Annotated in this window: 12 protein-coding genes; 7 read left to right on the top strand and 5 right to left on the bottom strand. The window is 63.9% G+C overall.

Translation table 11 applies throughout. From position 1 onward, the window contains the following. Positions 1 to 11: 11 nt before the first annotated feature. The 5 genes from pstA (at position 12) to PPL01S_RS05090 (ending at position 5,590) form a co-directional block, all read left to right on the top strand. Positions 12 to 1,682: a phosphate ABC transporter permease PstA gene (pstA, locus tag PPL01S_RS05070; protein WP_016394382.1), complete on the top strand. Its 1,671-nt coding sequence runs from the start codon at positions 12 to 14 to the stop codon at positions 1,680 to 1,682. 102 nt (positions 1,683 to 1,784) lie between these two features. Next, positions 1,785 to 2,618, top strand: a complete 834-nt coding sequence (gene pstB / locus PPL01S_RS05075; protein WP_016394383.1) for a phosphate ABC transporter ATP-binding protein PstB — start codon at positions 1,785 to 1,787, stop codon at positions 2,616 to 2,618. 130 nt (positions 2,619 to 2,748) lie between these two features. Beyond that, the gene (gene phoU / locus PPL01S_RS05080) at positions 2,749 to 3,519 is read left to right on the top strand and encodes a phosphate signaling complex protein PhoU (RefSeq protein WP_016394384.1); all 771 of its coding nucleotides are present in this window, start codon (positions 2,749 to 2,751) and stop codon (positions 3,517 to 3,519) included. Positions 3,520 to 3,595: 76 nt separating this feature from the next. Continuing rightward, a complete protein-coding gene (locus PPL01S_RS05085) occupies positions 3,596 to 4,498 on the top strand; it encodes a response regulator (RefSeq protein ID WP_016394385.1) in 903 nt (300 codons plus the stop codon). Between the two features lie 171 nt (positions 4,499 to 4,669). Continuing rightward, complete coding sequence (locus PPL01S_RS05090; RefSeq protein ID WP_028625864.1) at positions 4,670 to 5,590, top strand: peptidoglycan DD-metalloendopeptidase family protein; 921 nt, start codon at positions 4,670 to 4,672, stop codon at positions 5,588 to 5,590. Positions 5,591 to 5,596: 6 nt separating this feature from the next. Here the strand turns inward: PPL01S_RS05090 and PPL01S_RS05095 are convergent, their stop codons facing one another. The 3 genes from PPL01S_RS05095 to phoB form a co-directional block, all read right to left on the bottom strand. Continuing rightward, on the bottom strand, positions 5,597 to 6,937 hold the full coding sequence (locus PPL01S_RS05095) for a hemolysin family protein (protein ID WP_016394387.1): 1,341 nt from the start codon (positions 6,935 to 6,937) through the stop codon (positions 5,597 to 5,599). Positions 6,938 to 7,166: 229 nt separating this feature from the next. Beyond that, the gene (gene phoR, locus PPL01S_RS05100) at positions 7,167 to 8,474 is read right to left on the bottom strand and encodes a phosphate regulon sensor histidine kinase PhoR (RefSeq protein WP_016394009.1); all 1,308 of its coding nucleotides are present in this window, start codon (positions 8,472 to 8,474) and stop codon (positions 7,167 to 7,169) included. Between the two features lie 47 nt (positions 8,475 to 8,521). Beyond that, positions 8,522 to 9,211 (bottom strand): phosphate regulon transcriptional regulator PhoB, encoded by a 690-nt coding sequence (gene phoB / locus PPL01S_RS05105; RefSeq protein WP_003253341.1) that lies wholly within the window; start codon positions 9,209 to 9,211, stop codon positions 8,522 to 8,524. Between the two features lie 175 nt (positions 9,212 to 9,386). On the opposite strand from phoB, the gene PPL01S_RS05110 reads away from it, so the two are divergent. Beyond that, complete coding sequence (locus PPL01S_RS05110; protein ID WP_028625865.1) at positions 9,387 to 9,755, top strand: COG4315 family predicted lipoprotein; 369 nt, start codon at positions 9,387 to 9,389, stop codon at positions 9,753 to 9,755. 96 nt (positions 9,756 to 9,851) lie between these two features. On the opposite strand, the gene ubiA is transcribed toward PPL01S_RS05110, so the two are convergent. Together ubiA and PPL01S_RS05120 are read right to left on the bottom strand one after the other, a co-directional pair. Next, a complete protein-coding gene (gene ubiA / locus PPL01S_RS05115) occupies positions 9,852 to 10,742 on the bottom strand; it encodes a 4-hydroxybenzoate octaprenyltransferase (protein WP_016394011.1) in 891 nt (296 codons plus the stop codon). Next, positions 10,742 to 11,299 carry a chorismate--pyruvate lyase family protein gene (locus PPL01S_RS05120; RefSeq protein WP_016394012.1) on the bottom strand — a complete coding sequence of 186 codons (558 nt, stop codon included), beginning with the start codon at positions 11,297 to 11,299 and terminating at the stop codon, positions 10,742 to 10,744. The genes ubiA and PPL01S_RS05120 overlap by 1 nt, the downstream gene beginning before the upstream one ends. Before the next feature lie 106 nt (positions 11,300 to 11,405). On the opposite strand from PPL01S_RS05120, the gene PPL01S_RS05125 reads away from it, so the two are divergent. After that, positions 11,406 to 11,573: a rubredoxin gene (locus PPL01S_RS05125; protein ID WP_011536423.1), complete on the top strand. Its 168-nt coding sequence runs from the start codon at positions 11,406 to 11,408 to the stop codon at positions 11,571 to 11,573. The last annotated feature ends 10 nt before the right edge of the window (positions 11,574 to 11,583 follow it).

Consider the following 11,583-nt stretch of genomic DNA (forward strand, 5'->3'; position numbering starts at 1 on the left):
GGTAGAGATCCGTGAAAAAGGATTCCCTCAAAGGCTGGTTCAAGAGCGGCGCCCCAGGCGTCTGGATCAGTGGTGGCGCGGTCGCCATGGCGGTGATCATGACCATCGGCCTGCTGGCGGTGATCGCCGTGCGCGGCCTTGGCCACTTCTGGCCGGCCGACCTGGTCCAGGCCACCTACAAGGTGCCGGGCCAGGCAGATCATATCGTCATCGGTGAAGTGGTACAGAAGGAAGAGGTGCCTCGTGCGCGCCTCAAGGGTGCCGGCCTGCCGGTACCGGACGAAGGCCCGGAGTTCATGACCCGTGAGCTGATCAAGATCGGTAACCGTGACCTCAACGGCAACGATTTCACCTGGGTGGTCGGCGAGTGGCTGGTGGACGAGCAGCGTCCGGCCGACCTGATCGCCCTGGAGCGCCGCGAGTGGGGCAACTTCTACGGCTACCTGGTCAGCGTCAAGGAAGAAGGCCGCGTGGTCGCCGACGGCCAGGCCGCCTGGGGCGAGCTGCAGGCGCGTCTCAAGCGTGCCAACCAGCTCAACAGCGAGCTGCAGAGCCTGGAGAAAAAGGACATCGGTGCCATCAACCATGGCCTCGAGCGTCTGCGCCTGCACAGCCGCAAGCTGGAGCTGGACGGCAAGCTGGACGCCGCTGCCCAGGCCGACATGGACGCCGAGCGCGCCGAGCTGAACAGCCGCTACAAGGCCATCGAAGAGCGCCTCAGCGGCCTGCACCAGGCTTTCGCTCGCGACAGTCTGGTAGCCCGCGACGGCAACGGCCGCGAAGTGGAGATCAACCTGAGCAAGGTGGTGCACGCCATCCAGCCGAACGCCATGTCCGGCTTGACCAAGATGGGCACCTACTTCGCCAAGGTCTGGGAGTTCCTCAGCGACGACCCGCGTGAAGCCAACACTGAAGGCGGTATCTTCCCGGCCATCTTCGGCACCGTGATGATGACCCTGATCATGGCCGTGATCGTCACCCCGTTCGGCGTGCTGGCCGCAGTCTACCTGCGCGAGTATGCCAAGCAGGGCCCGGTGACGCGGCTGATCCGTATCGCCGTGAACAACCTGGCGGGCGTTCCGGCGATCGTCTACGGCGTGTTCGGCCTGGGCTTCTTCGTCTATGTGCTGGGTGGTTCGATCGACCGCCTGTTCTTCCCCGAGGCACTGCCTGCGCCGACCCTGGGTACCCCGGGCCTGCTGTGGGCCTCGCTGACCCTGGCGCTGCTGGCGGTGCCGGTGGTGATCGTCGCCACCGAGGAAGGCCTGGCGCGTATCCCGCGCACCGTGCGCGAAGGCTCGCTGGCCCTCGGTGCGACCAAGGCCGAGACGCTGTGGAAGATCGTCCTGCCGATGGCCAGCCCGGCCATGATGACCGGCATGATTCTCGCCGTGGCCCGCGCCGCGGGTGAAGTGGCGCCGCTGATGCTGGTGGGTGTGGTCAAGCTGGCGCCGTCGCTGCCGGTGGATGGCAACTACCCGTACCTGCACCTGGACCAGAAGATCATGCACCTGGGCTTCCACATCTACGACGTCGGCTTCCAGAGCCCCAACGTCGAGGCCGCGCGGCCGCTGGTCTACGCCACCGCGCTGCTGCTGGTGATGGTGATCGCCACCCTCAACCTCTCGGCGGTGTGGATCCGTAACCACCTGCGCGAGAAGTACAAGGCGCTCGACCACTGATTGAAGCTTTAAGCCACAAGCGGCAAGCTCGAAGAGGTTTGCCGCTTTGCCCTAACTTGCAGCTTGCAGCTTGAAGCTTGCAGCTACAAACGGAGTGAGACCATGCAGCAAGAATCCCACACCCACGGCATCGACATGTCTGCCCTGGGCCGCGACAAGCAGAGCCTGCGCCTGGCCGAAGAAACCGTGGCCATCGAAGTCCCGGGCCTGAGCCTGTACTACGGCGACAAGCAGGCGTTGTTCGACGTCAGCATGAATATCCCCAAGCAGCGCGTGACCGCCTTCATCGGCCCGTCCGGCTGCGGCAAGTCGACCCTGCTGCGCACCTTCAACCGCATGAACGACCTGGTTGACGGCTGCCGCGTGGAAGGCGCCATCAACCTGTACGGCAACAACATCTACCGCAAGGGCGAAGACGTTGCCGAACTGCGCCGCCGCGTGGGCATGGTGTTCCAGAAGCCCAACCCGTTCCCCAAGACCATCTACGAGAACGTGGTGTACGGCCTGCGCATCCAGGGCATCAACAAGAAGCGCGTGCTCGACGAAGCGGTCGAGTGGGCGCTCAAGGGCGCGGCGCTGTGGGACGAGGTCAAGGACCGCCTGCACGAATCGGCACTGGGCCTGTCCGGTGGCCAGCAGCAGCGTCTGGTGATTGCCCGTACCATCGCCGTCGAGCCTGAAGTGCTGCTGCTCGACGAGCCCTGCTCGGCACTGGACCCGATCTCGACGCTCAAGGTCGAAGAGCTGATCTACGAGTTGAAATCCAAGTACACCATCGTCATCGTCACCCACAACATGCAGCAGGCCGCGCGCGTCTCCGACTACACCGCGTTCATGTACATGGGCAAACTGGTCGAATTCGGTGATACCGACACCTTGTTCACCAACCCGGCGAAGAAGCAGACCGAAGACTACATCACCGGTCGCTACGGCTAACGGCGCCTTTGGCGCAGCTGCAAGCTTCAAGCTACAAGCTTCAAGAAAAAGCGGCCAGCGCGCAGCCAGGGAACGACACGAACTACTTGAAGCTTGCAGCTTGAGGCTTGCAACTTCGCGGAGCGAAACGATGATCAACAAAGAAAGCCTTACGCACCACATTTCCCAGCAGTTCAACGCTGAACTCGAAGAGGTGCGCAGTCACCTCCTGGCCATGGGCGGCCTGGTCGAGAAGCAGGTCAACGACGCGGTCACCGCGCTGATCGAGGCCGACTCGGGCCTGGCCCAGCAGGTGCGTGAAGTCGATGAGCAGATCAACCAGATGGAGCGCAACATCGACGAGGAGTGCGTGCGCATCCTCGCCCGCCGCCAGCCGGCAGCCTCCGACCTGCGCCTGATCATCAGCATCTCCAAGTCGGTGATCGACCTGGAGCGCATTGGCGACGAGTCGACCAAGATCGCCCGTCGGGCCATCCAGCTGTGCGAGGAAGGCGAATCGCCGCGCGGCTACGTCGAGGTGCGCCACATCGGCGACCAGGTGCGCAACATGGTGCGCGATGCACTGGACGCCTTCGCCCGCTTCGATGCCGACCTGGCGCTGTCGGTGGCCCAGTACGACAAGACCATTGACCGTGAGTACAAAACCGCCCTGCGCGAGCTGGTGACCTACATGATGGAAGACCCGCGCTCGATCTCGCGGGTGCTGAGCGTCATCTGGGCCCTGCGTTCGCTGGAACGTATCGGCGACCACGCGCGCAATATTTCCGAGCTGGTGATCTACCTGGTACGCGGGACCGACGTGCGCCACCTGGGCCTCAAGCGCATGAAGGCGGAAGTCGAAGGTACGGCGGGGGCAGAGGCTGAAATCGCTAATGTTCCGGCTGAACCGGACGATAAATAGGATTGCTCGCGAGCATCGACGCCCGGCCTTGGCCGGGCGTTTTCGTTTGTGCTCGAGCAATTCAATAGGAGTATCGATGAGTAAAGTGAATGTGCTGGTGGTGGACGACGCCCCGTTCATCCGTGACCTGGTCAGGAAGTGCCTGCGCAATGCCTTTCCGGGCATGGTCATCGAAGATGCGGTGAACGGCCGCAAGGCCATGGCCATGCTGGCCAAGGAGTCCTTCGACCTGGTTCTGTGCGACTGGGAAATGCCGGAAATGTCAGGCCTGGAACTGCTCACCTGGTGCCGCCAGCAAGAGGCGATGAAACAGCTGCAGTTCATCATGGTGACCAGCCGCGGTGACAAGGAGAACGTGATCCAGGCCATCCAGGCCGGGGTGTCCGATTTCGTCGGCAAGCCGTTCACCAATGAGCAGCTGCTGACCAAGGTGAAGAAGGCCCTGAGCAAGATCGGCAAGCTGGAAAGCCTGATGGCTGGCGCGACGGCGCGGGTGAATTCGGCGTTCGCCAACGATTCGCTGAGCGCCCTGACGGGCGGCAAGGTGGAAGCGGCCAAGGTCGAGCCGGCCAAGGTGGCAGCAGCGGCCAAGCCCTTGCTCAATGCGCCCGCGCCGCAAACCGCGGCGGCTGCCGCGCAGTCGGGCCGTGGCCAGGGCCAGTTGCGCCTGTCCAGCGGTACCCAGCCCTGCGTGATCAAGGCCCTGAGCCTCAAGGAGGCGCTGCTGGTGGTGCGCCGCAGTGCAGCGCTGCCGCAGGTGTTCGAAGGTGCGGTGCTGGACCTGGAGCAGGGTGAGAACGCCGAGGTGGCCCGCTTGAACGGCTACCTGCATGCCGTTGCCGCGCTGGAACCGAAGCCGGAAAGCGACTGGCTGCAACTGACGTTCAAGTTCGTCGACCAGGATGCGCAGAAGCTCGACTACTTGTCGCGGCTGATTGCCCGCGGTACCGCGCAGAAGCATTTCAGCCCGGGCGCCTGAGCTGGCCTCATCGCCGGCAAGCCGGCTCCCACGGGTGCTGCACTGACCCCTGTGGGAGCCGGCTTGCCGGCGATTGGCCCTTGCATACAATCATCCGACCAGCTGTCATAACGCTCCCGGTTCCCCACTGCTAGGCTTCGACAGAACACCCCCCGTCAAAAAGCCACTATCATGCCCGCCGCCGCCCGCTTGCTGCTGTTCTGTGCCTTGCTCTCGGCCTCGGCCTCGGCCTCGGCCTCGGCGTCGAGCCTGGGCATGACTATCTACAAGACCGTCGACAACGCCGGCGTGGTCTCGTACTCCGACCGCTACAGCCCAGGCGCGAAAACCTTCGAACTGCGCGAGCCGATGCTCGAGCGCATCGACGGCCAGGTGCGATTGCAAGCCGAGACCTTCCCTGGCGGCGTGCGTTTCATGGTGCGCAACGAGCTGTACGTGCCCATGCAGGTGGAGCTGCGCATCGATCAGTTGGCCAATGCCTTTGGCGGCAACAAGCCGCGCACCGTGCGCGCGGTGGTGGGGCCGCGCTCGACCAAGGTGCTGAGTTCGGTACTGGCGGCGCCGGGTGGCAAGTTGCAGTACGCCAGCAACTTCCAGTACGCCATGGGCGACCCGGGCCAGCGTTCGCAGGCCTACCGCTATCCCTTCCCGTGGAAAGGCGGGCCGTTTCGCCTGACCCAGGGCCCCAACGGCCGCTTCAGCCACTTCGGCCCCAGAGGCCGCTATGCCATGGATATCGCCATGCCCGAGGGCACCCCGATCATCGCCGCGCGTGGCGGCAGGGTGGTGAAAGTCGAGAACAGCCAGAGCGGGCGGGGTAGCAACCCCTCGGGCAACTTCGTGCGTATTCTGCACACGGACGGCACCATGGGCGTCTACCTGCACCTGATGCGTGGCTCGGTGGTGGTCGCGGAGGGGCAGCAGGTGGCAGTGGGGCAGGCGCTGGCCAAGTCTGGCAATACCGGCAACAGCACCGGCCCGCACCTGCACTTCGTGGTGCAGCGCAACGTCGGCCTGGCGCTGGAGTCGATACCGTTCCAGTTCGACCGGCCGATCGGCGGGCTGCCGGACTATACCGCCGGCAACCCTTGAGGTGGGTCAATCGAGCTTGAGCACCTTGGCCAGGACGATCTTCGGCCCTTTCATCTTCTTGATGATGATCCGCAGGCCTTCGACCTCCAGCACTTCCTCTTCCTCCGGCACGCGCTTGAGGGTCTCGTAGATCAAGCCGGCCAGGGTTTCCGCCTCGATGTGGTCAAGGTCGATGCCCAGCAGGCGCTCGACCTTGAACAACGGCGTATCGCCGCGCACCAGCAGCTTGCCAGGCTGGTAGGCGAGGATGCCGCGCTCGGTCTTGCGGTGCTCGTCCTGAATGTCGCCAACCAGCACCTCCAGCACGTCTTCCATGGTCAGGTAGCCGATCACCTTGCCATCGGCTTCCTCCACCAGCACGAAATGCGCACCGCCCTTGCGGAACTGCTCCAGCAGTTGGGACAGAGGCATATGCCGCGTAACCCGTTCCAGCGGCCGGGCCAGGTCTTCGAGGTCGATGGTTTCGGGCAGGTGCTCGAGCTCTGCCAGTTCCAGCAGCAGGTCCTTGATGTGCAGCAGGCCGGTGTATTCCTCGCGCTCGGCGTCATACAGCGGGTAGCGGCTGAACTTGTGACGGCGCACCAGGGCGAGGATTTCCTTGAGCGGTGCATGGGCATCGATACTGACCATGTCTTCCCGCGAGTTGGCCCAGTCGACCACTTCCAGCTCGCCCATTTCCACGGCCGAGGCCAGCACGCGCATGCCCTGGTCGCTCGGGTCCTGACCACGGCTGGAATGCAGGATCAGCTTGAGCTCTTCGCGGCTGTAATGGTGCTCATGGTGCGGGCCTGGCTCACCCTGGCCGGCGATGCGCAGGATGGCGTTGGCGCTGGCGTTGAGCAGGTAGATGGCCGGGTACATCGTCCAGTAGAACAGGTACAGCGGCACGGCCGTCCACAGCGACAGCAGCTCGGGCTTGCGGATTGCCCAGGACTTGGGCGCCAGCTCACCGACCACGATGTGCAGGTACGAGATCACGAAGAAGGCGACGAAGAACGACACGGCCTTGATCAGCTCGGGGGTGTCCACGCCGAGGTAGGCCAGCAGCGGTTCGAGCAGGTGGGCGAAGGCCGGCTCGCCGACCCAGCCCAGGCCCAGCGAGGCAAGGGTGATACCCAGCTGGCAGGCCGACAGGTAGGCGTCGAGCTGGTTGTGTACCTTGCGCAGGATGCTGCCGCGCCAGCCATGCAGCTCGGCGATGGACTCGACGCGCGTGGAGCGCAGCTTGACCATGGCGAACTCGGCGGCAACGAAGAAGCCGTTGAGCAGCACCAGGAACAGGGCAAAAAGGATCATGCCGAAATCGGCGAACAGGGAAGCGAGGCTGATACCAGGGGAAGGGTCCATGATGGAGTTTTTACGGGGTCCGTCTTTGGGGTAGAGAGAAAAAAAGTGCCAGCGTTTGCTGGCACAGGGGATCCAATGTAGCGGCTGGGACCACAAAAGCAAAGGGTAGTGGTGCCATGGGGCCGCTTTGCGGCCCAATCGCCGGCAAGCCAGCTCCTATAGGGGCCGTGTCGAACTTTCGATTGTGGGAGCCGGCTTGCCGGCGATCGGGCTGCGCAGCAGCCCGCTGTCACACCTTGTCGTTGGCCAGTTGCGCCGGGGCAAAGTGGCAGGTGAAGGTGCTGCCATGCCCCGGCACGCTGCTGATCTCCAGCTTGCCCCGGTGGCGCATCAGCACATGCTTGACGATGGCCAGCCCCAGCCCTGTACCGCCGGTGTTGGAGGCGCGGCTGGAGTCCACCCGATAGAAGCGTTCGGTCAGGCGCGGCAGGTGCTTGGCGTCGATCCCGACCCCCGAGTCCTGCACCGACAGGTGGGCACCCTGGGCGTCGGCCCACCAGCGGATGCGGATACTGCCCTCGTCCTGGGTGTACTTGACCGCATTGAACACCAGGTTGGAAAAGGCGCTGCGCAGTTCCGACTCGCTGCCTTTGAGCTTCACGCCCGGTGCGGCTTCCAGGGTGATGCGCTGGTTGCGCTGCCCGGACAGGGCCTGGGCATCGTTCTTGATTGCCTGCAGCATGGCGTCGACAGCGACAGGCTGGTTGTCCGAGGGGTAGTCGGTGGCTTCCAGCTTGGCCAGCAACAGCAGGTCGTTGAGCAGGGTCTGCATGCGCGAGCCTTGCTGGTTCATCTGCTGCAGCGCCCGGCCCCAGCGCGGGTTCACGTCTTCGACGTTGTCCAGCAAGGTCTCGAGGTAGCCGGTGATGACGGTCAGCGGCGTGCGCAGCTCATGGGAAACGTTGGCCACGAAGTCCTTGCGCATCTGTTCGAGCTGGTGAATGCGGGTCACATCGCGCACCAGCATCAGGTGCTCGTTGTTGCCGTAGCGGGTCAGGTGCAGCTGGACACGCAGGCGATCGTTGATCGGCGAAGGGATTTCCAACGGCTCGGCGTAGTTCTCCGACTCGAAGTACTCTTTGAAGCGCGGGTGGCGTACCAGGTTGGTGACCGGCTGGCCGCCATCTTGCGGGGTCTTGAAACCGAGCAGGGTTTCCGCGGCGCGGTTCCACCACTCCAGGTTGCCATCGCTGTCGAGCATGATCACCGCGTCACGCAGGGCGGCGGTGGACTCCTGCACGCGGTCGATCACCGCCTGCAGGCGCCCGCGCACGCGCTGGTCGCGGCGTTGCAGGTGATAGATGCTGTCGAACACTTCGCCCCACAGGCCATAACCGTCGGGCGGTGCTTCATCGGGCTGATGACTGCGCAGCCAGTCGTGCAGGCGCAGCAGCTGCTTGAGGGTCCAGCCCAGGTAGAGCGCCAGGCCGATGGCCAGGCTCCAGCCGTAGTAGCCACTGACCAGGCCGCCGATCAGGCAGGCGGTGATCAACAGGAGAAGGTGGCGAATGAGGGTCGCGTGCCAGTTCTGGTTCAATTGACGGTCCTTGTACAACGACGTGCAGCTTGGCGCCTTGGGCTCGATCAGCTTTTGGTCGAGAAGCGGTAGCCAGTGCCGCGGACGGTTTGTACCAGATTTTCGTAGGCTTCACCCAATGCTTTGCGCAAGCGTCGAATGTGCACGTCCACCGTGCGCTCCTCGACATACACGTTGCCGCCCCAGACCTGGTCGAGCAGTTGGCCACGGGTGTAGGCGCGCTCCTGGTGGGTCATGAAGAACTGCAGCAGACGGTATTCGGTGGGGCCCATTTCGGCGGGCTTGCCATCGATGGTCACACGGTGGCTGATCGGGTCGAGCAGCAGGCCGCCGACTTCGATCGGCGCTTCGCTGTCGCTCGGGCCGGTGCGGCGCAGTACGGCTTTGAGGCGGGCAACCAGTTCACGTGGGGAAAACGGCTTGGTGATGTAGTCGTCGGCGCCGACTTCCAGCCCCTGGATCTTGTTGTCTTCCTCGCCCTTGGCGGTGAGCATGATGATCGGGATGTCGCCGGTCAGCTCGTCGCGCTTGAGGCGGCGCGCCAGCTCGATGCCGGAGGTGCCGGGCAGCATCCAGTCGAGCAGGATCAGGTCCGGCTTGCGATCGACGATGATCGCGTGGGCCTGCTGGGAATTCTCGGCTTCCAGGCAGTCATAGCCGGCCATTTCCAATGCAACGGCGATCATCTCGCGAATAGGCGCTTCGTCGTCGACGATCAGAATGTTCCTGCCAACCATGCTCAAAACCTCTCCCGGATAATCGTGTCTGGCCCGCATTAGATAACGGAATTATTGCAGCTGTGTGACAGGACGTTGGCCGTTCTGGCGACATTGCGTGTGTGGGCTAGGCTAGACAGGGCCGCTGAGGCGGCAATACGCATTCATATCTACCCCCGAATCAATGGTGACTCCAATGACACGACATACGCTGAGCTGGATGGCCCTTTTTGCTGCACTGGCGCTTCCAGGGGTGGCGTCTGCCCACCATGCCATGGAGAAGGATGGCATGTGGGTCGATCACGCTGGCATGACGCTGTATACCTTTGACAAGGATGCGGGCGGCAAGTCGATGTGCAATGGTGACTGCGCCACCAACTGGCCGCCTTTGATGGTCAAGGATGGTGAGAAAGCTGAAGGGAAATGGACCCAGATCAAACGCGACGACGGCAAGATGCAGTGGGCCTATGACGGCAAGCCGCTGTACACCTTCGTCAAGGACAAGAAGGCCGGTGACATGACCGGCGACGGCATGAAGGACGTCTGGCACGTCGCCAAGCCTTGAGATTGCCGGGGCCGCGTTGCGGCCCTAATCGCCGGCAAGCCGGCTCCCACAGGTACCGCGGCGGGTCTTGTGGGAGCCGGCTTGCCGGCGATGCATTCAGCGCAGGGCGTAGTCGAGCACCACGCTGATGAAGATCAGCAACCCCGCCCAGTGATTGTGCAGGAACGCCTTGAAGCACGACTCCCGGTCCAGCTTGCGCGTCGACCAGAACTCCCAGGCAAAGCACAGCACCGCCGCCAGCAGCCCCAGGTGGAACCAGCCCCCGAGCTCGAAGCGGCTGCCCGCCAGCAGCAGGCAACCCAGCGACAGCAACTGCAGGGTCAGGATGATCACCCGGTCAGCCTCGCCAAACAGGATCGCCGTCGACTTCACGCCGATCTTCAGGTCATCGTCGCGATCGACCATGGCGTAGTAGGTGTCATAACCCACCGTCCACAGCAGGTTGGCGATGTACAGCAGCCAGGCGCTGGCCGGCAGTTCGCCGTCGGCGGCAGTGAAAGCCATGGGAATGCCCCACGAATACGCGGCGCCCAGCACCACCTGCGGGTAATAGGTGTAGCGCTTCATGAACGGGTAGCAGAACGCCAGGGCCACCGCGCCGAACGACAGCCAGACGGTCTGGCTGTTGGTGCACAGCACCAGCAGGAAGCTCACCGCGACCAGGATGGCGCACAGCGTCAGTGCCTCGCGGGGCCTGACCCGGCCGCTGGCCAACGGCCTGTCGGCAGTGCGTTTGACATGGCCATCGACCTTGCGGTCGGCGAAGTCGTTGATGCAGCAGCCGGCCGCCCGCATCAGCACCACGCCAAGGCCGAAGATCAGCACGTTGGCCAGCGTCGGCGAGCCTTGCCCGGCGATCCACACGGCAGTCAGGGTGGGCCACAGCAACAGGTAGATGCCGATCGGCCGGTCCATGCGGCTGAGCTGGACGAAGTCCCAGGCGCGCGGGTGCACGCGGTTGAGCGACTTGAGCAGTTGCAGGTACATCAGCGGTTTTCCTCCTTGGCCGCTTGCCACAGTGCCGGCAGGAACACCTCGGCCACCAGCAGGTCGAGACCATTGCGTTCGAAGCGCGAACGCCGCCCCCACAAGCCCTCGTGAGCCACCTCGGACGCAAGCCAGGGCTGTGGATAAGTGCACACCTCGATGGGGTGGCGAATGAACGCCTGGTCGCAGAATAGCAACTCGCCCAGCGAGCGGCTGCCCAGGGTTTCCAGGTCCAGGCCGCCGCGCTCCAGTGCGCTCCGGCTGGCCACGCTGCGGGCGAAGACCCAGGGTTGGCCGTGGCCGCGCAAGTACACTTCGCGCACCCAGCCTTCGGCACCGGGGGCGATGCGCAGCGCCTGGCATTCGTCCGCGCGCAGCGGCTGCCAGCCCTCGAACAGTGGGGCTACGCTGAAGTGGTCGTGGGACAGGCGGGTCAGGCGGCGCGTCAGGGAGCCTTCGTCGAACAGCCAGTCAAGGGTAGGCTGGTCGATATCGGTCGCCAGCTGTGAATACGGCAGCCACGCGACAGCGGCTGCTTGCGGGGATTCGTACGACACGTCGGTATGCTTTGTTACAGCCAGAGAGGCGGCGAGCTTAGCATGATTGCCCCGACTGCTTGCATAATGCCCGCATTACAAAGCCTGAACCGAGGAACAACGACCCATGAAGAAGTGGCAATGTATTGTCTGTGGCCTGATCTACGACGAGGCCGAAGGCTGGCCTGATGACGGCATCGCCCCGGGCACCCGCTGGGAAGACGTGCCGGAAGACTGGCTGTGCCCCGACTGCGGCGTGGGCAAGAGCGACTTCGAAATGATCGCCATCGGCTGATCCCACCCCG

The sequence above is a fragment of the Pseudomonas plecoglossicida NBRC 103162 = DSM 15088 genome (assembly GCF_000730665.1).
GTDB lineage: Bacteria > Pseudomonadota > Gammaproteobacteria > Pseudomonadales > Pseudomonadaceae > Aquipseudomonas > Aquipseudomonas plecoglossicida.

Bases quoted from the DNA above. Each gene is read 5' to 3' on its own strand.
- PPL01S_RS05090 (WP_028625864.1), top strand. From the start codon at position 4,670: ATGCCCGCCGCCGCCCGCTTGCTGCTGTTCTGTGCCTTGCTCTCGGCC.
- PPL01S_RS05110 (WP_028625865.1), top strand. From the start codon at position 9,387: ATGACACGACATACGCTGAGCTGGATGGCCCTTTTTGCTGCACTGGCG.
- pstB (WP_016394383.1), top strand. From the start codon at position 1,785: ATGCAGCAAGAATCCCACACCCACGGCATCGACATGTCTGCCCTGGGC.
- PPL01S_RS05095 (WP_016394387.1), bottom strand. From the start codon at position 6,937: ATGGACCCTTCCCCTGGTATCAGCCTCGCTTCCCTGTTCGCCGATTTC.
- phoB (WP_003253341.1), bottom strand. From the start codon at position 9,211: ATGGTTGGCAGGAACATTCTGATCGTCGACGACGAAGCGCCTATTCGC.
- PPL01S_RS05125 (WP_011536423.1), top strand. From the start codon at position 11,406: ATGAAGAAGTGGCAATGTATTGTCTGTGGCCTGATCTACGACGAGGCC.
- PPL01S_RS05085 (WP_016394385.1), top strand. From the start codon at position 3,596: ATGAGTAAAGTGAATGTGCTGGTGGTGGACGACGCCCCGTTCATCCGT.
- phoU (WP_016394384.1), top strand. From the start codon at position 2,749: ATGATCAACAAAGAAAGCCTTACGCACCACATTTCCCAGCAGTTCAAC.
- ubiA (WP_016394011.1), bottom strand. From the start codon at position 10,742: ATGTACCTGCAACTGCTCAAGTCGCTCAACCGCGTGCACCCGCGCGCC.